The 20,935-nt window shown below is 58.3% G+C and carries 21 protein-coding genes and 3 tRNA genes; 10 read left to right on the top strand and 14 right to left on the bottom strand.

Annotated features, from left to right (window positions below):
- Positions 1-50 precede the first annotated feature (50 nt).
- Positions 51-2,207, bottom strand: coding sequence for a DUF1631 domain-containing protein (locus J1G34_RS10840; protein ID WP_222994015.1), 2,157 nt, complete (start codon positions 2,205-2,207; stop codon positions 51-53).
- Positions 2,208-2,450: 243 nt separating this feature from the next.
- On the opposite strand from J1G34_RS10840, the gene nadC reads away from it, so the two are divergent.
- Positions 2,451-3,299, top strand: coding sequence for a carboxylating nicotinate-nucleotide diphosphorylase (nadC, locus tag J1G34_RS10845; RefSeq protein ID WP_130139159.1), 849 nt, complete (start codon positions 2,451-2,453; stop codon positions 3,297-3,299).
- A gap of 119 nt (positions 3,300-3,418) precedes the next feature.
- On the opposite strand, the gene J1G34_RS10850 is transcribed toward nadC, so the two are convergent.
- The 3 genes from J1G34_RS10850 to J1G34_RS10860 form a co-directional block, all read right to left on the bottom strand.
- Positions 3,419-3,724, bottom strand: a complete 306-nt coding sequence (locus tag J1G34_RS10850) for a DUF6388 family protein (protein WP_065891884.1) — start codon at positions 3,722-3,724, stop codon at positions 3,419-3,421.
- Between the two features lie 187 nt (positions 3,725-3,911).
- Positions 3,912-3,987: transfer RNA gene (locus tag J1G34_RS10855), tRNA-Thr, on the bottom strand.
- A gap of 64 nt (positions 3,988-4,051) precedes the next feature.
- Entirely contained in the window at positions 4,052-4,465 is a 414-nt protein-coding gene (locus J1G34_RS10860; protein WP_065891883.1) for a pilin, read from the bottom strand.
- Positions 4,466-4,663: 198 nt separating this feature from the next.
- On the opposite strand from J1G34_RS10860, the gene J1G34_RS10865 reads away from it, so the two are divergent.
- The 4 genes from J1G34_RS10865 to yacG are packed head-to-tail and all read left to right on the top strand — an operon-like array spanning position 4,664 to position 7,552.
- Positions 4,664-5,872, top strand: coding sequence for a type II secretion system F family protein (locus J1G34_RS10865; protein WP_279309146.1), 1,209 nt, complete (start codon positions 4,664-4,666; stop codon positions 5,870-5,872).
- Positions 5,869-6,735: a prepilin peptidase gene (locus tag J1G34_RS10870; RefSeq protein WP_130139157.1), complete on the top strand. Its 867-nt coding sequence runs from the start codon at positions 5,869-5,871 to the stop codon at positions 6,733-6,735. Before J1G34_RS10865 ends, J1G34_RS10870 begins: the two co-directional genes overlap by 4 nt.
- A complete protein-coding gene (gene coaE, locus J1G34_RS10875) occupies positions 6,732-7,355 on the top strand; it encodes a dephospho-CoA kinase (RefSeq protein WP_065896498.1) in 624 nt (207 codons plus the stop codon). Before J1G34_RS10870 ends, coaE begins: the two co-directional genes overlap by 4 nt.
- A complete protein-coding gene (yacG, locus tag J1G34_RS10880; RefSeq protein WP_065887991.1) occupies positions 7,352-7,552 on the top strand; it encodes a DNA gyrase inhibitor YacG in 201 nt (66 codons plus the stop codon). The genes coaE and yacG overlap by 4 nt, the downstream gene beginning before the upstream one ends.
- Here the strand turns inward: yacG and J1G34_RS10885 are convergent.
- Both J1G34_RS10885 and J1G34_RS10890 read right to left on the bottom strand, forming a co-directional pair.
- The gene (locus tag J1G34_RS10885; RefSeq protein WP_003171680.1) at positions 7,549-7,764 is read right to left on the bottom strand and encodes a hypothetical protein; all 216 of its coding nucleotides are present in this window, start codon (positions 7,762-7,764) and stop codon (positions 7,549-7,551) included. The genes yacG and J1G34_RS10885 overlap by 4 nt on opposite strands.
- Positions 7,765-7,827: 63 nt before the next feature.
- Positions 7,828-8,517: an energy-coupling factor ABC transporter permease gene (locus tag J1G34_RS10890; protein WP_065896499.1), complete on the bottom strand. Its 690-nt coding sequence runs from the start codon at positions 8,515-8,517 to the stop codon at positions 7,828-7,830.
- A 315-nt stretch (positions 8,518-8,832) separates the two neighbouring features.
- Between J1G34_RS10890 and J1G34_RS10895 the strand changes: the two genes are divergently transcribed.
- Positions 8,833-9,831 (top strand): fatty acid desaturase family protein, encoded by a 999-nt coding sequence (locus tag J1G34_RS10895; RefSeq protein ID WP_122561927.1) that lies wholly within the window; start codon positions 8,833-8,835, stop codon positions 9,829-9,831.
- Positions 9,832-9,869: 38 nt separating this feature from the next.
- Here the strand turns inward: J1G34_RS10895 and J1G34_RS10900 are convergent, their stop codons facing one another.
- The 3 genes from J1G34_RS10900 to J1G34_RS10910 form a co-directional block, all read right to left on the bottom strand.
- On the bottom strand, positions 9,870-10,760 hold the full coding sequence (locus J1G34_RS10900; RefSeq protein ID WP_262411774.1) for a DMT family transporter: 891 nt from the start codon (positions 10,758-10,760) through the stop codon (positions 9,870-9,872).
- 17 nt (positions 10,761-10,777) lie between these two features.
- A complete protein-coding gene (locus J1G34_RS10905) occupies positions 10,778-11,890 on the bottom strand; it encodes an ornithine cyclodeaminase family protein (protein ID WP_065891875.1) in 1,113 nt (370 codons plus the stop codon).
- A 330-nt stretch (positions 11,891-12,220) separates the two neighbouring features.
- Positions 12,221-13,135: a LysR family transcriptional regulator gene (locus J1G34_RS10910; protein ID WP_065896502.1), complete on the bottom strand. Its 915-nt coding sequence runs from the start codon at positions 13,133-13,135 to the stop codon at positions 12,221-12,223.
- A 301-nt stretch (positions 13,136-13,436) separates the two neighbouring features.
- Here J1G34_RS10910 and J1G34_RS10915 point away from each other — a divergent pair, with 301 nt between their 5' ends.
- Genes J1G34_RS10915 through J1G34_RS10925 form a run of 3 tightly spaced genes read left to right on the top strand, consistent with a single transcriptional unit; the run spans position 13,437 to position 15,652 of the window.
- On the top strand, positions 13,437-14,066 hold the full coding sequence (locus tag J1G34_RS10915; RefSeq protein WP_065887993.1) for a DUF1780 domain-containing protein: 630 nt from the start codon (positions 13,437-13,439) through the stop codon (positions 14,064-14,066).
- A gap of 53 nt (positions 14,067-14,119) precedes the next feature.
- Positions 14,120-14,293: a DUF3094 family protein gene (locus tag J1G34_RS10920; RefSeq protein ID WP_065887994.1), complete on the top strand. Its 174-nt coding sequence runs from the start codon at positions 14,120-14,122 to the stop codon at positions 14,291-14,293.
- Between the two features lie 60 nt (positions 14,294-14,353).
- Entirely contained in the window at positions 14,354-15,652 is a 1,299-nt protein-coding gene (locus J1G34_RS10925) for an NAD(P)/FAD-dependent oxidoreductase (protein ID WP_222994020.1), read from the top strand.
- 185 nt (positions 15,653-15,837) lie between these two features.
- Here the strand turns inward: J1G34_RS10925 and J1G34_RS10930 are convergent, their stop codons facing one another.
- Together J1G34_RS10930 and J1G34_RS10935 are read right to left on the bottom strand one after the other, a co-directional pair.
- Entirely contained in the window at positions 15,838-16,284 is a 447-nt protein-coding gene (locus tag J1G34_RS10930; protein WP_065896503.1) for a GNAT family N-acetyltransferase, read from the bottom strand.
- Positions 16,285-16,413: 129 nt separating this feature from the next.
- Positions 16,414-16,992, bottom strand: coding sequence for an MDR family NADP-dependent oxidoreductase (locus J1G34_RS10935; protein ID WP_222994022.1), 579 nt, complete (start codon positions 16,990-16,992; stop codon positions 16,414-16,416).
- Between the two features lie 135 nt (positions 16,993-17,127).
- Between J1G34_RS10935 and J1G34_RS10940 the strand changes: the two genes are divergently transcribed.
- Positions 17,128-17,715, top strand: coding sequence for a TetR/AcrR family transcriptional regulator (locus J1G34_RS10940; RefSeq protein ID WP_065896505.1), 588 nt, complete (start codon positions 17,128-17,130; stop codon positions 17,713-17,715).
- Positions 17,716-17,867: 152 nt separating this feature from the next.
- Here the strand turns inward: J1G34_RS10940 and J1G34_RS10945 are convergent.
- The 3 genes from J1G34_RS10945 to clpB form a co-directional block, all read right to left on the bottom strand.
- A tRNA-Pro gene (locus J1G34_RS10945) sits at positions 17,868-17,944 on the bottom strand.
- A 9-nt stretch (positions 17,945-17,953) separates the two neighbouring features.
- A tRNA-Asn gene (locus J1G34_RS10950) sits at positions 17,954-18,029 on the bottom strand.
- A 319-nt stretch (positions 18,030-18,348) separates the two neighbouring features.
- Positions 18,349-20,913 carry an ATP-dependent chaperone ClpB gene (clpB, locus tag J1G34_RS10955; RefSeq protein ID WP_065887998.1) on the bottom strand — a complete coding sequence of 855 codons (2,565 nt, stop codon included), beginning with the start codon at positions 20,911-20,913 and terminating at the stop codon, positions 18,349-18,351.
- Between the last annotated feature and the right edge of the window lie 22 nt (positions 20,914-20,935).

Genomic DNA, 20,935 nt, shown 5'->3' on the forward strand with positions numbered 1-20,935 from the left:
GACTGAGACAAAGTGTTACCAGTATGCCGCGTTCCGCCCTGCGGTTGCGATCACTTGCCCCGATTGAGTTGGCGCAGGTTGCCCATCACCGCCGCCAGCGCGCGGTCGAACAGCGGCCCCTCGTCCAGGCTGTGCAGGGTGCCGCGCCTGAAAGCCGCAGCCAATTGCCCGGGGGTTTGCTCCAGGACCTTGAGCCCCGTGCGGCTGACGAAAATATAACGATGGTTCGGCGCCATGATCGCCGTGAGCTTGCAGCGCAATACCGTGTCGTCGTCCTGGCGCAACTCCACCCAACCGCCGACCCGCAACGGGAGCACCTTGAGCAGGTCCGGGTCATCATGCGGCCAGTCCTCGCCGGCGTCCGACAGTGGGGTGCCGAGAACAAAGGGCTCGCGAACTTCAATCAGCCCGTCGTCGCCTCCGCCTTCGCATGTTTGAACATGTACGGTCTGCAAGCGTAAAAAAAACTCCCGCGTGCTGAAAGGATCGAACGCCGCACTGGCCAACCCGTCGCGCAACGACTTGAGCAACCCTGGCAATTGCGCCAGCAGATGCCGGCCTGCCTCGGTGTCTTCGTGCAGGCCGACGCTCCAGATCAACTCATCCATGGTGCGCAGCCCGGTCTGCCACTGCACCGAGTGTTCGCCGTGCTTGAGAGCGGCCAGCAACAATACCTGGCTCCAGGTTTGTTGCAGAAATTGCACCACGAACGGCGGCAGGACCTTGCCCAATAGCCGCCGGTTCAGCGCATGCGCCACGCGCTGACGAGCGACCTCGGTACGCAGGCGCCCTTCCTCGACATCACGGGTGTGCTGTTCGAGCAACTCACTGCGCCGCTGCTCTTGATCGATGAAGGTGCTGAATGGCGCCAGTAACTGCGAAAAAATCAGCGGATCTTCGGCAAATTCATTCAACAGGCGCTGGATGACCTGTTCGATACGCAGGTACAGGCTGTCGTTCTGATCGCCGTCGTGCGGGCTGCACCCCATGGCGGCACTGGCGATCTGATTGAGCAAGCGGCGTGCCGGGTGACCGGGGCAACTGAACAGACTCTTGTCGAGCACGGCAACTTTCAGTATCGGGATCTGCAAGCGAGCGATCAGGGCCTTGAAGGCGTGGGGCACACTGCGGTCATTGCGGATGAACTCGAAAAGCAGCGCGACGAGGTTGATCACATCTTCGTCAGCCGCCTCCACCACCCGCGACTTGCCGCTCTTGACGCTGACCCGGGTCAGCAACTGTTCGAGCTGGTTGCGCAGGTCGAAATCGTCCTCGGCGCCAGGCTCCGGTACGTATTGCTGCAAATGCGACAGCAGGCGCAGCAAGTCTCGGCTGGCGATGGGTTGCGGTTGCGCACTGGCTTCAAGGGTTGGCGCTACGCTGCCGCGCACCGCCACCAGCAAGGCTTGCAGGGCGGCAAAGGCTTGCTGGCCGCTTTCGTCACAAGGCGCTTCGGCGGTCGGCGGACGCGCCGGTTGCGGGAGCTCACACGCCGCGCGGCCACCTGCACGACGGGACGGCACGCTCTGGAGTCCGGGCAGGACCCCGGTGGCAACCAGCAGTTGGTTGGCTTCGCCATACAGGTGGTCGGCATCGCTGAGCACGTATTTCTCGAAGAGCTTGAGCATGATCAGCTTGACCCGGATCTCCACCCCCAGGCTGCGGCCCGCCTGCAAAAAAAACTGGCAAAGCCGTGCAGGGCCCAGAGGGTTCTCATGATCGGTCATGGGCCTGCCCAACACTTCACTCAGGCGCGCGCTCAGTTGCCCGAGCGCCAAGCCATCACGGTGGCGTACCCGACCGAGCATTGCCTCCAGTGCCACGGCCTTTTCCCGGTCATCGGCCCGGATAGCGCCGGCCACCTCATAGGACACCACAGGCACCGGGTGCAACGCACCGCTATCGGCCTGGCTCAGGTTGGCGAAGGCGGCATACAGTTGCTCCATGAACACGCGCTCGAAGTTCTTGCGCTTGAGGCGCAGGTCGCGCATGGCCTGAAAGAAAATATGCTGGTCAACCGTGCTGCGGGCCTTGTCGGCCATTTCAAACAGGGTGTCGTCGGCGTTATCGAACAGTTCCTGCAACCCCTGTTGCAACTGTTGCGCCGCTTTGTCACGCACCTGCAGCACCACCACCGGCAGACGTGCGAGCGGCGATGGCGTGGCCTGTGCCTGCTTGATAGGCACCACCTTCCCGTCATTGTGCATCCTGGCCTCCTGAAACGGCGGGTGTTGAGATGGGCAGGAACGGGGCCTGACCCGCTGGGCATTGCAAATACCCGATCACCATCAGGACGTCAAAGCTATGACGCCAATTGCAAGGCGCGAGATTATCGGCAAATCATGGACATTGCGCCAGTAAACTCTGCCCGGCGCGGTAAATGAGTGACGCGTCTGGGTTCCAGTTCACACAGCCCCTATAATCGCGGCACTTAGTCTGTGGAGCCTGTTATGCCGAACCTGCGTCTTGCCGACCTCGCCGCCGAAATAGAAGCCAACGTGCGCCGCGCACTCCTGGAAGACATCGGCAGTGGTGATATCACCGCACAGTTGATCCCGGCCGAACGGCTGGCCAAGGCCACGATCATTACCCGCGATGCGGCCGTGATTGCCGGGACCGCCTGGGTGGATACGGTCTTCCGCCAACTGGACCCCCGCGTCGCCGTGCATTGGCAGGTGGCCGACGGTGAGCGCGTCAGCCCCAACCAGCCGCTGTTTCACCTTGAAGGGCCGGCGCGCTCGCTGCTCACCGGTGAACGCAGTGCGCTGAATTTCCTGCAGATGCTGTCAGGTGTCGCCACCCGCGCCCGATACCTGGCGGATTTCGTCGCCAGCACCCAGGTCAAGCTGCTGGACACGCGCAAGACGTTGCCGGGCCTGCGTCTGGCGCAGAAGTACGCGGTGACCTGCGGCGGTTGCCACAATCATCGCATCGGGCTGTATGACGCCTTCCTGATCAAGGAAAACCATATCGCCGCGTGCGGGGGCATTGCCCAGGCCATCAACGCGGCCCACAAAATCGCCCCCGGCAAGCCGGTGGAGATCGAAGTGGAAAGCCTGCAGGAGTTACGCGAAGCACTGGCGGCGGGTGCCGACATCATCATGCTCGATGAACTGAGCCTGGACGACATGCGCGAAGCCGTGCGGCTGAACGCGGGCAAGGCCAGGTTGGAAGCCAGCGGCGGGATCAATGAAAGCACGCTGCTGCCCATTGCCGAGACCGGCGTGGACTACATCTCCATCGGTGCGATGACCAAGGATGTGAAGGCTGTGGATTTGTCGATGCGGCTCAGTATCTAAAGAGCCTAGGCAGTAGGAGCGAGCTTGCTCGCGAAAAACTCAACGGCGCCGCGTGCACTCGGATGTCACGCGTTATCGTTAACGTTTTTCGCGAGCAAGCTCGCTCCTACCGGCAGCGTTTAGACTACGAGATTATTCATCTCGCAGTACTCGTCCCATTCGACCCCCAGCACTTCGGCGGCCTCCTTGTGCAAGGCCAGGCGTGCGGCTTCGAATTCTTCCGGTGCGCAGGTGTACTTGAGGGTCAGTTCCCAAGGCTGGAGATTCTGGCTCTCCGCCTCGTCCTCGAATGCCCACTGAATCTGATCACGCTGGTCGTCAGCGCTCAGGTCCTTGATCTCGTCTTTGAGCTGCGGCGTTGCCTCGAGGTATTTGTCGAGGGCTGCTTGGTGCCGAACTTCCTGGGTCATCTCAGTCGTGGTCATGTCGTTCTCTTAGATCGAGGAATGGGGATGCATCTGGGTCATCAAGGTTGCGCAGATACGAAAGAGCAGGCGCGAATGCCGGCTCGTCTGGCCTTCAGAACCATTCTGGGATCATCTGAAAACTGTGCCTTTGAAACAGGCCTTTTGAAACGGGCCCTTGAAACATGCCAGTGAAACAGTGTTGCCTTGGTGCCCGAGACAGGAATCGAACCTGCGACCTTCGCGTTACGAGTGCGCTGCTCTACCGGCTGAGCTACACGGGCGGTGGGCTAAAGCTAGCACCGCATTGGGCATGCGGCAACCGGCTCGCTCACCACCCGCCAGACGTCATGCGCCGTTGGCGCCACAACCCTTGGCGACATATTGCGCCTCGGCCGTGGTTGCACAGGTCCAGCCGCTGGTGGCGCTGCGCGTCAAGGTGATGGTCTTGCCCAGTACGGGCGCAGGCGCATCAAGGATTTCACAGCTGATGGAGCCGCTGCCCGTGGCGACATCTCCTGTCACATCGACCTTGCAATTGGCGGTGGGGCTCTTGCCGCCAATCAACGGCAGCGTGGGTACGGTGCCCTGGTTAATCACATCTTCGTAGCCGGCCTTCAACGCGCTGATTTCGGCCAACCCCGCCGTGAACTTGGCCTTGGCCTGGTGCTTGGTGTACATGGGCAAGCCAATCGTGGCCAAAATGCCGATGATTGCCACGACGATCAACAACTCGATCAAGGTAAAGCCTTTCTGATGCATCGCTCTCACTCTCCAGAATAGAACCATGACAAGGCGCATCCTGCGCCCCGTATTGTGCAGCGGCGCCAGTGTACTCATCCCTGCGCGGCCAATCGCATACCAGAAGCACAATCTGACATTTTATCGGCCAACGCCAGCCTGCCTGTATCCGCCCGCTGGCTAAGCTGTAAATTCTTAATCTGCATGTGCGAACGCGACATGAACGACACCTCGACGATCTACGCCTGGCAGGGCATCAACCGCAACGGCCGCAGGGTGTGCGGGAAAATCTCGGGGCATGACCCCGCGTGGGTCAAGGCACGACTGCGCCAGCAAGGAATCTGCCCCGAACATGTGCGCAAGCGGTCGTCAGGCCTGCCACGCCTGGCGGCGCCGATACTGCCGGCTGAAATCGCCCTTTTCACCCGCCAACTGGCGACGCTGTTGAAGGCCGGTATCCCGCTGTTGCAAGCCTTCGACATTATCGGCGAGGGCGTCGAAAACCGCACACTGCGCGAGCTGGTCAAGGGTATGAAGCAACACGTCGCCGCTGGTAACAGCCTGACCGGTACGTTGCGCCAGTACCCGCGTTATTTCGATGACCTGTACTGCCACCTGATTGCCGCCGGCGAACAGGCCGGAGCCCTGGAAACGCTGCTGGAGCGCGTGGCCATTCATCTGGAAAAAAGCCAACGGCTCAAGACCAGAATCAAGAAAGCCATGACCTACCCGCTTGCCGTGCTGGTGGTGGCCGGCCTCGTCAGCGCCGTGCTGTTGATACAGGTGGTGCCGCAGTTCCAGCACCTGTTTGCCGGAGTCGACAGCCAATTGCCCGGCTTCACCCTGGGGGTCATCGCCCTCTCCGACTTTCTGCAACAGGCCTGGTGGATACTGGCGCTGGGCCTGGGCACGCTCATCGGCGGGCTGCGCCACGCCTACCGTAGTTCTGCGCGTTTTCGCTACCGGCTGGAGGCGGGTTTGTTGAAAGTCCCCCTGGCAGGCAAACTGTTGAACAAAGCTGCCGTCGCCCGCTACGCCCGTACGCTTGCAACCACCTTTGCGGCAGGTGTTCCCCTGGTGCAGGCGCTCGGCTCAGTGGCCGGCGCCGTCGGCAATGGCCCTTTCAAACAGGCAATCGAACATATGCGCCACGATGTATCCACAGGCATGCAGTTGAATCAGTCCATGGCCGCCAGCGGCCTGTTTCCAGGCATGGCGATCCAGATGACGGCCATCGGCGAAGAGTCCGGCACCCTGGACCACATGCTGGAAAGGGTCGCAAACCATTACGAGGCCGACGTAGAGAGCCTCGTCGATAACCTCACAAGCTTGATGGAACCGCTGATCATGGTGGTACTGGGGAGCATCGTCGGCGCGTTGGTGATTGCGATGTACCTGCCGGTGTTTCAACTGGGTTCGACATTTTGAGCGCGTTGTCGGGCGAGCAGCCCTGGGCGTTTGTCGGCATGGCGCTGGTGCTGGGGCTGATCGTTGGCAGCTTTCTCAATGTGCTGGTGTGGCGCCTGCCCAAGATGCTCGAGCGTGAATGGCGCGCCCAGGCCCGTGAGATCCTCGGCCTGCCCGACGCGCCTGCGGGGCCGGTTTATAACCTGATGCGCCCGAATTCCTGCTGTCCACACTGCGACCAGCCGATTCGCCCCTGGGAGAATATCCCCCTGCTCAGCTACCTGATGCTCAAGGGCCGCTGCAGCCATTGCCGTGCATCCATCAGCGCACGCTATCCGCTCACCGAACTGGCCTGTGCGCTGATATCCGCCACCGTAGCCTGGCACTTCGGCTTTGGCTGGCAGGCGGGCACGGTGATGCTGCTGAGTTGGGGGTTGCTGGGCATGAGCCTGATCGATGTAGATCACCAACTGCTGCCGGATGCCCTCGTGCTGCCGCTGCTATGGCTGGGGCTTATCCTTAACAGTCTGGGCCTGTTCGCAACATTGCCCGATGCGTTATGGGGCGCGGTGCTGGGCTACATGAGCCTGTGGAGCGTGTTCTGGCTGTTCAAGCTGGTGACCGGCAAGGATGGCATGGGCCATGGCGACTTCAAGCTATTGGCGCTGTTCGGTGCCTGGGGCGGCTGGCAGATACTGCCGATGACACTGCTGATGGCGTCACTGCTCGGCGTGTTTGCCGGGTTGCTGCTGATGCGCTGGCGCAAGACGCACGTGTCGGCACCCATGCCATTTGGACCCTGCCTGGCAATTGCCGGCTGGATTGCATTGCTCTGGGGTGGTCAAATAAGCGACTTCTATCTGCAGTCTGTCGGTTTCACATGACCACTCCTGTTGCAACACCCTGGATTCTCGGCCTCACAGGCGGTATCGGCAGCGGTAAAAGCGCTGCGGCCGAGCACTTCACCACGCTGGGTGTCGACCTGGTCGATGCCGATCATGCCGCCCGCTGGGTGGTCGAGCCCGGCCGGCCGGCGCTGGCGCGCATAGCCGAGCATTTCGGCAGCGCTGTGCTGCAGGCGGACGGCCAACTGGACCGCGCCGCGTTGCGCACATTGATTTTTGAAGTACCCGAAGAACGTCGCTGGCTCGAGGGCCTGTTGCACCCGCTGATCGCTGACGAGATTCGCGATCACCTGGCACGCGCCCGGTCGCCCTACGCGATCCTGGTGTCACCGCTGCTGATCGAGTCCGGCCAATACCGCATGACCCAGCGCATCCTGGTGATCGACGTGCCGCAATCCCTGCAGATTCAGCGTACCCTGCAGCGCGACGGCATCAGCGAGCAACAGGTGCAGGCGATTCTCAAGGCCCAGTCGAGCCGCGAAGACCGCCTGAACCATGCCGATGACGTACTGGTCAATGACCAGGACCTTGCCTGGCTGCACGGTGAGGTCGAGCGACTGCACCACTTTTACCTTACTTTGCGTGGAGGCCGATCATGAGCCAACCCTTGACCGTCGATTGCCCAACCTGCGGTGCCCCCGTGGAATGGAAACCCGACAACCTCAACCGGCCGTTCTGCTCGGACCGTTGCAAACTCATCGACCTGGGTGCCTGGGCCGCTGAAGAACACAAGATCCCGGTAGCCCCGGACGCCGAAGACGAGTTGTTTTCCGAAGACCTGCCGCCGCGCCACTAAGGCCGCATAAAGGCATATTCCTGCTGGTCGTCGAGGTTTTCCGCAAGGTATTGCAACTCGTCGGCCAAGTCTTCAAAGCTGCGAACGCCCTTGCTCTGCTGCACCACCGCGCTGAGCATGGCGCGCAGGGTCAGGCCTGGATCAAAACCGATTTCCTGCGCGGCATCCTGGCTTCTGCGCAGTTCCTGCCGTGCCCATTCGTACACACTCATGATTGGTGCTCCTGAAATTTCGCAGAGCATGGGCCTGTGCGCTCGGCACCTTTTTGATCTGGATCAACGCGCTGAATCGTCATCCTTCCACGGCGCCGAGAGGTAGCGGGTGCGGTTGAAAGTCTCAAGCCATTCCGGGCAAAACACCACCAGGGCACTGATCACCATGCCGTTGATAAACGCTTCGGGAAAGATGATCAGCCACAGGTAGCCGACGAAATCCTCCAGCCATTGCGGCATTTCAAATCGACCATCGAACCACAGCAACCCCAGGCCGACCAACAGGCAAAGCAACGCCGACAGCGCCGCAGCGAAAAAACCGGAACAGAAGATATACACGAAGGGGTTTCGCGGTTGCGCCCGCTCCACGAGTCGCGCGCAAAGCTCAGTGATGAGTACCGGAAGGCCAATCAACAACAGGCCATTGACGCCGACAGCGGCGAGGTCCTGACGCCCCAGCCATACCAACCCCAACTGCGCGGCCACCCCACCGACGATTGCGAGCGGCCAATCCAGCAACAGGGTCACCGCGGTCATGCCAATAAAGTGGTACGACACCCCCGTATCGAAATCCCGCCGCACCAGCCACAACATGAACAGCGCGAACACCGTGCCGAACAGCAAATGCTGGCGACGTCGGTCGGCAAACAGTTCGACCCAGGGCGCACGCACAATCGCCCAGATCACCAGCGGGGCATACAACAACCAGCCGATGCCGAGCGTTTGCGGCGCCAGCACCGTCGAGGCGATCACCGTTTCACCTGCCTCAGCGCCTCGCGACCTTTCATGGGCCTGGCTGCGTCGATCCTGCGCATAAACGTCTTGTGTCCAGAGTCATTGCCGGATAGTCAGTCTACATCGCCAACGTTCGGGTTGCCGAGTAAACCGTTTAGAAGCTGGCACGGAAAAAACAGGCACTGCATTGCGCTGTTGATCGATAGAGAAACTAATACCAGCCGTAGTATTACTGCATTGCAGCCGCTGCCCCCTTCAAATAAAACCTTGAGGTCTTTTAAACCAATCGAAGGAGCAGGAAAACAAGGCCTCTTGTGAGTACTGGGCGCATCTATGACAGACAGCATTACTTACCCGCTTTTGATCGATAAACACGTGCTAGCGAGTGACCGCGGCGCACCGAAACTTGATGCGACTTTAAAAAACACACTGATGAGACGAACACCGGTACGCACCTCGCTCATTTATATCAACGCGGCATTGATTATTGCACTCGCCATGACCGCACTGCTGCTCGAAGAAAATGGCGCGGTTGATCTGCCCTGGTACGCCAAAGCCTTAAGCATGATCATCCTGGGATTGGTTTACGCTCACTTTACCGAGCTTCAACATGAACTGCTGCATGGGCACGCCTTTAAATCACAACAATTGAACCGGGGATTAGGATTTATCTGTGGCCTGTTCATGCTCAACTCTTTTTCCCACTATAAATATCATCATCTTCGCCATCACCGGCATCTGGGCACTCCACAAAACAGTGAGTTTTTTAATTACCCGGAAAAAGGCATGGACAGCCCTTGGAAGTTGGCAAGTGCCGCCATCAATCCAGGCAGATTCATGCGCGTGGGCGCGCTCATGTTTAAAAGCATCACCGGAGCAACACTGCAGGATATAGAAGACAGCAAAGCGCAAAAGCAGACGAGACAGGAATATTGTGCGTATTTGTTCATCGTCGCTGCGGCGGTCGCTTTCACTTTATTGACCGGCTCATGGTTTTTGGTACTGGCCTGGCTCATCCCAATGGTGCTGATCGCCGAGCCCGCCCACTACCTGATCGAACTACCGGAGCACTTCGGCCTGGATGCCTACACCGAACCGAACTTCAACAGGAACACCCGAAGCATCGAGGCATCCTGGCTGGCCCGTTGGTATACAAACGCAAACAACCTGCACACCGCCCACCACAGTCTGGCGAGCGTACCCATGGGGCGTTGCCAGACGCTACATGACTGCTCTCGTGCCAGCATGGAGGTGATCGAGCCGGATTATTGGACGTTTTATCGCAAGGTCATGTCCGGCGAGCTCAAGCCATTCAACCGCGCCGGTCAATGACCGTCCGCCCTGGCTGACGGCGTTGCTTCAAGCACAGGTTATTTTCGATATCCGAAGACATAGATCATCCCTGCGCTCGCCAGGATTACGCCGACGACTTCAAGTGTGCTGGGCACTTCGCAAAGGACGAAGATTCCCAGCACACTGGCGATGCACGGGACGAGCCCACCGAAAATGGAGCCGCGTGTCGCCCCCAGTACGGTCACCGCCTTGGTATAGAACAGCAGCGCGACAATGGCGGCAAACACGCCTTGAAACAGTCCCTGGAACACGATTTCGGACAACGGAGCAGCAAGAATGCCCGGTGTTCCCCAAAGAACATACAGAGGCAGGTACAGCAGCATGGATACTACGGATACCAGCGCTGTCGCCTGAAAGGCATCGACATCCCACGCGCGCGAAGCAATGGTATAAACCCCCCATAACGCGCCGGCTGCAATAAACAACAGATCCCCCAGCCAGACCTGCCCTCCACTGTCCGTCATACTCCCCCAGCCCGAGAGCATTGCCCCCGCCATGACCACCAGAATTCCGATGAGAACGGCTTTCGCTGGGCGGTCGCGCAGTATGAACCAGCCTCCGAGGGTGGAAACTGCAATCATCGCACTGGGAATAAGCACACCTGCATGTCCGGCGGGCGCATAAGCCAGTCCGATGATGCCAAGCAGTACGTGGGGAATACCCTGGCCCACCGTAAGAACCAGCGTCTTCGGCAAACCGAGGGTTCCGGTTCCTTTCTTCAGGACAAAAGGCAGCAGGATCAGCCCGGCCACCATGAAACGCAGGGCGGCTATGTCATAAGCCGACAGCGTTTTTTGCACACCAAAACGGGAAAGGACAGGCCAGGCGCCCCAGATGAGCGCTGACAGGAGCCCAAAGCAGACGGCGACGTAAAGTGTTTTTCGATCGACTGCATGCACGCTGCTCATGGCCTGTCCTTTCTCACTCACGCTGACTTTATGGAACGATCGGGTGCTGCGCTTTCAACCACATGCAGACCGTGGGTGAAATTCGAAAAGCGGTAAGGGTTCATCGGGTCATCACATCCGGCTTCAATCAGAATGCGTTGGCCCAGTCCGAGCGCCTGCGCCTGGTCGATCAAGACTTCAGTCATGATCTGATCCGCCAACGAAACGCCGGTGCTGTCGAAAATGGTTGGCTTCATCTGGTAATGCGCATAGTCCTGCGGCGCTTTGACGATCCTGTGTAATTCAGGACCGATGCAACCGTATTCCTCTTCAGTCAATTGCTGACACTCACCCTCGTTCAACGCCTGTTCCAGATAATCAGGCACCAGGAACGAGCTTTTCAGCAATTGCGTCGATAGCTCATATTTTCTGGGTGTGTCGGCCCCTACGGCATTGATATGCACATGCGGCTTCATGCCGCCCGCGTGGACAACCGGCCCGGCATCAAGCCCGATGGAGGTCGCCACGCAAATGATGTCGGACTCGGCCAGAACCCTTTCCTTGGAAACAATGGTCGGGGTGATGCCCAAGGCGGCGACGCGCTTGGCGAACGTAGCCTCTACGTTCGGATCTATGTCGTGTACCAAGACCGCATCAAAATCATAGATTCGACTCAGCGCATGGGCCTGGGTCACGGCCATGGCGCCTGCGCCAATCAGCCCCAGAGTTTTACTTTCAGGGTGAGCCAGCAATTTTGACGCAACGGCCGATGACGCACCCGTCCGCACCGCTGTCGCGAATACGCCGTCAACTACAGCGATAAGGTGACCGTCCCTGACGTCGTATAAGGAGTTGGTCGCCATGACCGTCGGCATGCCACGATTGAAGGGATTGCCCGGGTGGTAGCCAACCACTTTGAGCGCAACGTTCTTATCGCGTCGGTAAGCAGGCATGAATTCAATCAGGCCCATTTCCGGCGTTTCATAGACAAACCCGGTACGCGGCTGGATCTCCACTTCACCATTGCCAAAAAGCGTAAGCGCCTGACGTAACCTGGCAATCGTTTCGTCCATTAAGGTGTCGAGGCCGACTGCGGCGGCGATTTGACCGATATTTTCCTCCGAGAGGATAATGGTTGCTCGTTGTGCCACGGTGTCGCTCCTATAGGTTTGGAAAGTTGATTCAGAATCAGGCGGGCGCCAAATGCTGTTTATTTATTGATTCGACGAAACCGCCGAACGTTATTTTTAAATAGAGGAATGTGCGTGTACGGCATGAATACCCGCACACTGTTGACACAATTTGCTTCGGGCGATCACGGAGATGAGTCAAAGGCTATTTAATCAAGCCTACGTCTGTTTCAAAAAATACGAGACTCTTGGAACAGAGTCGATGGAGTATTTCTTCAGGGGGTATTAGATTTACTAAAGGGCAAACAGCAGCGAACCGGGTGGCTAATAGTCTGCGCTGCGGCCCAAGTTTTACAAGCTTCTTAGCGAACCGGCGAGTGAATGGGTCAACCAGGCTTCAAACTTTTCCAGTGCCTGCATTTTCTGAGAGTACTCAGGTTTCAGAAAGGTATAGCAATTATCGCCGGAAAAGCGAGTGCCCAAGACTTTTTCCAACTGACCGCTGCGTAACTCATGTTCGACCAGGATGGATTCTATTAACGCCAATCCTTGTCCATGAATGGCCGCCGTTAACGCCATATGCCCCTCGGTAAAGATCAACGCAGTCTTGCTGAGGTCCAGGGATAAACCTAGCTCACTGAAGACGCCCCTCCAGCTTTTATGAAGTTTCCTGTGGTCTTCAGTTTTTGATTCGTAACTGATTAACTTGTGATCATACAGATCGGCGTAATGATTGATCGCCGGTGATTTATTTATATAGGCAGGGCTTCCAACAATAATAATATCCGAACAGCCGAGCACCGTGCTGTTGGGTGGAGGATTCTCACCTTTGCCGAACCTGATGGACGCATCGATACCATCGCTGCGAAAACTCCTCACTTCGCAAGACGCATCAATCACAACATTGAGATCCACATGTTGTTCGTAAAACTTGTTTAAATTTGGAATGAGCCACTTAACGGCAAATGAAGGCGGGGCGGAGATAGAAAGAGTGGTCCTTTGAGTCCCGATAATTTCTTCGGCGACAGCGGCCAATTCGCCCAGTGCTTTCTGCGCAACGCCAGCGAGCCGCTGTCCGGCGTCAGTCAGCGTCAGGCCCTTGGCATCCCTAATGAACAGTGGGCAGTTTACGTAGTTTTCAAGGTTCTTGATCTGCTGGCTGGCGGCCCCTTGAGTGACGCATAGCTCCACTGCGGCCTTAGTTACACTTAAATGCCGGGAGACTGCTTCAAACGCTTTTACAGCATTAAGTGGCGGGGTCTTCATGGGGCGCTTCTTATCTATCCATAGAAAATTCACTGTTTCGACTCTAACCCAAGCCGCCTGTGTTGCCTAGACTTACCCAAATTCACTTGATAGCAAACGCCTGGACGCCGTTATGCGATATTCGTGGCAGTCTTTTATCTCTCATGCAACTTCGCGCACTGTTTAAGTGCATGATGTAGCGCCTGAATACTTGCGCCAATGCGCCGCACCATCGCCGCGCAGCTGGGACATCGCCTCCCAGACGTCTCCAGTGTCGTAGCGAGTCTTCCTGCGGTCATCATTTGAACGCTAAGCTAGGCAGATGGACGACTCAGATTATTTGCGCTTGCTCACCGTAGCAGCCGAACAAGCCAACGCATTCCTGTCCAATGCCCGCAAATGGGAGCGTGAGCGTTGGGTCTGCCAGCGCCTGCTGCAAGGCTTGAACGTGCCCTATCGCGCCGAAGAGTTCCACGCCGCAGGCACCGAGCCGCCGGACGTGCTGTTTCGCGACGCCAGTTTTGAAGTGTTCTTTGTATTGGACGAAGGCCGCCGCCTGAACGACGAATGGCGCGACGAATTGCTGCGCAGGCGCAGCGCTTTCTCCTTAAGCCAACTGGTGCGTCGCGAAGCCAAGCCAAGACGCATTCCCGCCCATGAGTTCCTGTTGCGCCTGGCACCGACACTGCGCAAGAAAGCGCACAACTACAAGGAACGCGGCATGGACCTGGGGGAGCTGGACCTCATCGCCTTCGCCAGCCTCAAGCGCGAAGTGCTGGACCTCAACAGCCACTTTCCGCCGCCCACCGAATATCTGCGCCAGGGCTGGCGCTCCCTGTCACTGGTGGGGCCGACCTTTGCGCGGGTGCTGTTCGCTCATCCGGACGCGCCGGATTTCTTGCGCAACAACCTGGGCCGCAGCATAGTGTTCGATGTGGGCATCAGCCTTTGATCCACAGGCTGTAACGTGACGCCCTTTTGCAACGTCTACCTGACGAGGCCTTTATGAGCAGCCGCCTGAAACCCGATGACCAACAGCATGTCGAAGAGTACCTGCAACTCTCCCAGCACAGAGTCGAGCGCAAGCCTTTCAGGCCGTGGCTGCTCCTTGGTGTGGTGCTGGTGGTGGTGATCGGGCTCGGTTTGCTGAGCCGCCTTTTGAGTTACCTGACGCTATGAGCTGCCTGGCGCTCGCGGGGGTAACTGCTCCGATTTCTTTTAGCCTTGCGAGATATCCCCATGACCCATCGTATTATTGTCGTCGGCGGCGGTGCCGGCGGCCTGGAGCTAGTGACCCGCCTGGGTAAGACCCTGGGCAAACGCGGCAAAGCCAGCATCACGCTGGTGGACGCCAACCTGACGCATATCTGGAAGCCGTTGCTGCACGAAGTGGCGGCCGGCTCGCTGAACTCTTCGGAAGACGAACTCAATTACGTCGCCCAGGCAAAATGGAACCACTTCGAGTTTCAACTGGGGCGTATGAGCGGGCTTGACCGCGAACAAAAGAAAATCCAACTGGCCGCCACCCTCGACGAAGAAGGCCGGGAACTGGTGCCTGCGCGCGTCCTCGGCTACGACAGCCTGGTCATTGCAGTGGGCAGCACCACGAACGATTTCGGCACCGAGGGCGCCGCGCAACATTGCCTGTTCCTCGACACCCGTAAACAGGCCGAGCGCTTTCATCAGCAGTTGCTCAACCATTACCTGCGCGCCCACGCCGGGCAGACCGACACGGTCGAACAAATCAGCGTCGCCATCGTCGGCGCCGGCGCCACCGGTGTTGAACTGGCCGCCGAACTGCATAACGCCGCCCATGAGCTGGCGGCGTATGGCCTGGACCGCATCAAGCCGGAAAACATGCACATCACCCTGATCGAAGCCGGCCCACGGGTATTGCCCGCGCTGCCGGAGCGGATTGGCGGGCCGGTGCACAAGACTCTGGAGAAACTCGGAGTGACCGTGCTGACCAACTCGGCCGTCAGCGAAGTGACCGCCGACGCGCTGATCACCAGCAGCGGCCAGGTGATCCCGGCCAGCCTCAAAGTCTGGGCTGCCGGGATCCGCGCACCGGTTTTTCTCAAGGACATCGATGGCCTGGAGACTAACCGCATCAACCAGCTGCAGGTGTTGCCGACGCTGCAGACCACCCGCGACGAAAACATCTTTGCCTTTGGCGATTGCGCCGCCTGCCCGCAACCAGGCACCGACCGCAATGTGCCGCCACGCGCGCAAGCCGCTCACCAACAGGCTTCATTGCTCGCCAAGTCGCTGAAGCTGCGGATTGAAGGCAAGGAGCTGCCGACTTACACATACACCGACTACGGCTCGCTGATCTCGCTGTCGCGCTTTTCCGCCGTGGGTAACTTGATGGGTAACCTGACCGGCAGTGTGATGCTGGAGGGCTGGCTGGCGCGGATGTTCTACGTGTCGCTGTACCGTATGCACCAGATGGCGCTGTATGGCTTTTTCCGCACGGCGATGCTGATGCTGGGCAGCAAGATCGGACGCGGGACTGAGCCGCGCCTGAAACTGCACTGACAAGATAAAACAATGGGGTAGGAGCGAGCTTGCTCGCGAAAAACGTCAACGATAACGCGTGTTTCCTGAATGAACGCGGTGCCTGTGAGTTTTTCGCGAGCAAGCTCGCTCCTACAGACGGCGGTGAAGCCCCACCTACCTTGCAGAGTCGCCATCTGAACCAGCCTCTGACAAGACGCGCCTGGTTATGTAAGGCTTTTTTCGAAGTAAACGCGATCGAAACCATACTCCGTGCGCTCAGCTACTTTCACATAACCAAGCTTGGGGTATATCGAAAGGTTGTCTGCCATCTTCGCGTTGGTATAGAGATGAACGGCGTTCACACCGCGCGCGCTGGCGGTTTTTTCACAAAAGCTGATCAGCGCCCTCCCAACCCCCCGCCCGGCTGCGCTCGGGAGGACTGCCACGTTTTCCAATAGGCAATATCCGTCCTTGACGTAGAACACAATAAAGCCCTGAAATCTGGCTTGATCGTCAAGCGCAACATAGACCACTCCGGCCGCTATCTGCGTGATGAAATCGGCGATCATCGGGGCTGGCTTGCGACCGATCACGGGCACATAACGCGCGTAGGCTTGTTCAGCGCAATGTCTGATCTCGAACTCATCACTTGCTTCGGCTAACCGGATCATATCGCTGTCCTTAAGGCGCTCTATACCGCCAAGCTGTCATCTGCAACTTCCCATCCTGAATGCTTCCCCTCAAAACACTGGACGCTTTGAAAAAGAATTACGCAGCCCATCACTCCATTGGCGCACACGTTATGGCTCGCCTAACTGAACAATCGTTTTACCAAAATTACGTCCCTTGAGTTGGTCAATCAAGGCGTGCGGCGCTGTATGCAACCCATGGGTAATCTGCTCGCGATAACTCGCAGCAGCAACCACTACGGTTTCACCGGGATTGGGCTTGCCAATGTTGCGCAAACCCGCATAGGCCGTGAAACCTGTCATTCCCAGTACGCCCAATGCGGTGGAAGGCGGTGCCAGGTCTGGATCAAGTTGACGCAGGTCGCTGCCATCTGAAATGGCAAAGCGTTTCCACCCGGAAAAAGCCAATACCCACGCACCGACTGGCCAATCAGGATGATGGGACTCCCTCACCCGGGACACCGTGGCGCCGACGATGACCTGGTCGATCTCGATAGGCTCGTTATAGGATTTTTCCGCCCTCATCCACCAGCGCATATAGGGGTCAATGGAGAGGTAAATGGTCTCCAGCAGAACTTCGCGCTCGCCTGGTATGGGTACTGCGACATCTTCAAGGCGAAGATCGGATGGCTTCAGGTCCCCATCCGGGCGCGCCGCCAGCACGACCTGCTGATTCGATAGCGTTGTCATTACATTTCTCCCGCTCAGGTTGACCAAATGATCCGGTGGGCAGCTTTCGCCGCACTCACATACAAAGTGTATGTAATTAATGTATTAACATACGCACTGCATGTCAATGCACCCGTGATTGATAAGGAGAGCCTGATGGCGCGACAAAAACGTGCGGATATGATTGCGTCAACACGCAGCAAGTTGATCGCTGCAGCCCGCAAAGCCTTTGCAGAAAAGGGCTACGCCGAGACCGCCATGGAGGATCTGACAGCGGATGCCGAACTGACACGCGGTGCGCTCTACCACCACTTCGGCGGTAAGAAAGGCCTGCTGGAAGCCGTTATTGCCCAGATAGACGAAGAGTCCTCTGCGCACCTGCGTGCAGTTGTAGAACAGGCCAGTACGCCTTGGGAGGGGTTCGTCGAGGAAAGTGTCGAATGGATCAAGCTGGCACTTAACCCGGAAATTCAACGTATCGTTCTGCTGGATGGCCCTGCGGTCCTTGGCGATCCGGCGCGGACGGCCAGCCAGAGCGCCTGCCTGGCCAGCACTATGCGTAGCATTCAAGCGTTGATCGACCAGAACGTGGTCAAACCGGTAGATGCACAGGCCACTGCCTATCTGGTCAATGGTGCAGCGTTGAATGCTTCTCTGTGGATCGCTGGCGCGGCGGATCCACACAAGGCATCGACACAGGCAATCGCCAGCTTTCGTATTTTGCTATCGGGGTTGCTGCGATAGCGTTTGGCGGGCAAGCATCACAGGTAGTTCTTCTGGTGTAATCGGGGGCGGGTCGAATCGTCGCACCGCCCCTCCCACAGTGTTTCAATCGGTCCTGAGTTTCACGCAGGCAAAAAAAATCCCCGTATCTTTCGATACGAGGATTTTTAATATGGTCGGGGTAGGGGGATTCGAACTCCCGACATCCTGCTCCCAAAGCAGGCGCGCTACCGGACTGCGCTATACCCCGGTTTGAAATTGGCTCCGTGACCAGGACTCGAACCTGGGACCCAATGATTAACAGTCATTTGCTCTACCGACTGAGCTATCACGGAACTATATATTTCAAAGTACAACATATTTCAAACTACAACATTTACCGCTGTGTAGCTTCTCTTCGACCCTGTCCGTATCGCTACGTTAGCGTCTCTGAGGCGCGCTATTCTACAATCTTAAAAACCCCTGTCAACCCTTTAAATTGCTTTTAAGACAATGATTTGCGCTTCTTTCTGATTTCTTCTTGGGGAGAAGAAACCCGTGGGCTGACGTTGCTGCGGGGCGCACTTTACAAGCCTTTGCCTTACAGTTCAACGCCCTATCGAAAAAAAAGGCCCCGCAATGCGGGGCCTCCTCTTATCGCACTGGCCGCAGGGCTTAATGGAAGACGATTTCGTCGTTCTCCACCGTCGCCTCGACGCTGGTGCCCGGCATAAAGCTGCCCGACAGGATCAGCTGTGCCAGCGGGTTCTCGATCCAGCGCTGGATCGCACGCTTCAACGGCCGCGCGCCGTATACCGGGTCGTAACCCACCGCAATCAGCTTGTCCAACGCCTCGCTGCTCAGCTCCAGGGCCAGCTCGCGCTCGGCCAGACGTGCACGCAGGCGTCCCAACTGGATCTCGGTAATGCCGGCTATCTGATCCCGCGCCAACGGCTCGAAGATCACCACTTCGTCCACCCGGTTGATAAATTCCGGCCGGAAGTGGGTGGTCAGCGCGTCCATGACAGCGGCCCGCTGTGCCTCGCGATCGCCCACCAGCTCCTGGATCTGCGACGAGCCCAGGTTGGAGGTCATTACGATCACCGTGTTGCGAAAATCCACCGTGCGTCCGTGGCTGTCGGTCAGGCGACCATCCTCCAGCACTTGCAACAGGATGTTGAACACATCCGGGTGCGCCTTCTCGACCTCATCCAGCAGGATCACCGAGTAGGGCTTGCGCCGTACGGCTTCGGTCAGGTAACCGCCCTCCTCATAGCCCACGTAGCCTGGTGGGGCGCCGATCAGGCGAGCCACCGAGTGTTTCTCCATGAATTCGGACATGTCGATGCGCACCATGGCCTCTTCGGTATCGAACAGGAATTCAGCCAGGGCTTTGCACAGCTCGGTCTTACCCACGCCGGTAGGCCCAAGGAACATGAACGAACCACTCGGGCGATTCGGGTCGGACAACCCGGCGCGGGAACGCCGCACCGCGTTGGACACCGCCACCACCGCCTCTTCCTGACCGATCACGCGCTGATGCAGCAGGCTTTCCATCTTCAGCAGCTTATCGCGTTCGCCTTCAAGCATCTTCGACACCGGAATACCGGTCCACTTGGAGACCACCTCGGCAATTTCTTCCTCGGTCACCTTGCTGCGCAACAGCTGGTTCTCGCTGTGGCCATGCTGGTCAACCATCTGCAGGCTGCGTTCCAGGTCCGGGATCACCCCGTACTGCAACTCGGCCATGCGGTTCAGGTCGCCTTTACGGCGCGCGGCTTCCAGTTCCTGGCGTGATTGCTCGATCTTCTGCTGGATCTGCGCAGAGCCCTGCACCTCGGCTTTCTCCGAGGTCCAGATTTCCTCGAGGTCCGAATACTCGCGTTCCAGGCGCACGATTTCTTCCTGGAGTTTCTCCAGGCGTTTCTTCGCCGCGTCATCCTCTTCTTTTTTCAACGCCTGAGATTCGACCTTCAGTTGAATCAGGCGACGGTCCAGGCGGTCGAGCACTTCCGGCTTGGAATCGATCTCCATACGGATGCGGCTGGCCGCTTCGTCGATCAGGTCGATGGCCTTGTCGGGCAACTGGCGATCAGTGATATAGCGATGGCTCAGCTTGGCCGCCGCAATGATTGCACCGTCGGTAATCGCGACTTTATGGTGAACCTCATAGCGCTCTTTCAGGCCACGCAGGATGGCGATGGTGTCTTCTTCGCTGGGCTCTTCCACCAGGACCTTCTGGAAACGTCGCTCAAGCGCCGCATCCTTTTCTATGTACTGGCGGTACTCGTTAAGCGTGGTCGCACCGACGCAATGCAACTCGCCTCGCGCCAGGGCAGGCTTGAGCATGTTGCCGGCATCCATGGACCCCTCGCCCTTGCCCGCGCCGACCATGGTGTGCAGTTCGTCGATAAACAGAATGATCTGCCCTTCCTGCTTGGACAATTCATTAAGCAGGGATTTCAGGCGCTCTTCGAACTCGCCACGGAACTTGGCGCCGGCGATCAACGAGCCCATGTCCAGGGACAGCAGGCGCTTGCCCTTGAGCCCGTCCGGCACTTCACCATTGATAATGCGCTGGGCCAGGCCCTCGGCGATGGCGGTTTTACCCACGCCAGGCTCACCGATCAGCACCGGGTTGTTCTTGGTGCGACGCTGCAGCACTTGGATAGTGCGACGGATTTCGTCGTCACGGCCGATGACCGGGTCAAGCTTGCCCTCTTCGGCGCGCTTGGTCAGGTCAACGGTATATTTATCCAAGGCCTGGCGCGATTCCTCGTGATTGGGGTCATTCACCGCCTCGCCGCCACGCAGGTTGTTGATGGCGTTTTCCAGGGCTTTCTTGCTTACGCCCTGGCCCAGCAACAACTTGCCGAGCTTGCTGTTGTCGTCCATGGCGGCGAGCAGCACCAGTTCGCTGGAGATGAACTGGTCACCTTTCTGCTGGGCCAGGCGGTCGGCCTGATTCAGCAGCCGCGCCAGGTCCTGCGACATATTCACGTCGCCGGTGGGATTCTGGATTTTCGGCAGTTGGTCGAGCTCTTTGCTCAACTCCTTGCGCAGGCTGTTGACGTCAAAGCCCACCTGCATCAACAAGGGTTTGATAGAACCACCTTGCTGCTCGAGGAGCGCCTGCATCAAGTGCGCCGGTTCAATCGCCGGGTGGTCGAGACCGACGGCCAGGGACTGGGAGTCCGATAAGGCCAACTGCAATTTGCTGGTTAAACGATCAATACGCATTAGTCACCTTCCTTTTGAGCAG

Source organism: Pseudomonas sp. Wu6 (genome assembly GCF_019891515.1).
In the GTDB taxonomy this organism is placed as follows: Bacteria; Pseudomonadota; Gammaproteobacteria; order Pseudomonadales; family Pseudomonadaceae; genus Aquipseudomonas; species Aquipseudomonas orientalis_A.